1 protein-coding gene is annotated in these 786 nt (G+C 68.5%); it reads left to right on the forward strand.

Annotation, left to right across the window (positions count from 1 at the left end; all coding sequences use genetic code 11):
• On the forward strand, nt 1-786 hold a 786-nt coding region (locus tag FQ668_RS27285; protein WP_144180746.1), incomplete at both ends, for an Ig-like domain-containing protein.

The raw sequence follows: 786 nt of genomic DNA on the forward strand, positions 1-786 counted from the left end.
CTGCTGGACGTGGTCGCCATCGATGACGGCGGCGTTTCCTCGCTGCCCGCACAGATCACCGCGCCCGACATCACCGCCCCTGCCGCACCGACCGAGCTGGTGATCAATGCCGACGGCAGCGTGGTCACCGGCCGTGCCGAACCGGGCAGCACCGTACGCGTGCTGGCCGCCGACGGCACCACTGTGCTGGGTAGCGTGGTAGTTGGCGCTACCGGCAGCTTCAGCATCACCCTAGACCCGCCACAGGTAGACGGCGAAGTGCTGCAAGTGACGGCCACCGATGCGGCAGGCAACGCCTCCACCGCCAATAACCTTACCGCGCCGGACATCGACGGCGGCGACACAACGCCACCGGAGGCCCCGACCAATCTGGTGATCGGCGCTGCCGGCAGCCAGCTCAGCGGTCGAGGCGAAGCCGGCTCTACCGTGCAGGTGCGTGACGTGGCAGGCAACATCCTCGCGACCGGCACCGTCGCTGCAGATGGCACCTTCACCATCACCCTGGACCCTGCCGTGAACGACGGCAGCACCTTGCAAGTCACCCTCACCGACGCCGCTGGCAACGTATCGCAACCGGGCTCGGTCACCTCGGCNAACGACGGCAGCACCTTGCAAGTCACCCTCACCGACGCCGCTGGCAACGTATCGCAACCGGGCTCGGTCACCTCGGCTGACCTGCTGCCGCCCGAGCAACCGACGGACCTGGCCTTGGCCGATGGCGTCACCTTCACCGGCCGCGGCGAGCCCGGTGCTACCGTGCAGGTGCGCGATGCTGCCGCCAACCTG

Source organism: Pseudomonas sp. Kh14 (assembly GCF_900291005.1).
Taxonomy (GTDB): Bacteria; Pseudomonadota; Gammaproteobacteria; order Pseudomonadales; family Pseudomonadaceae; genus Aquipseudomonas; species Aquipseudomonas alloputida.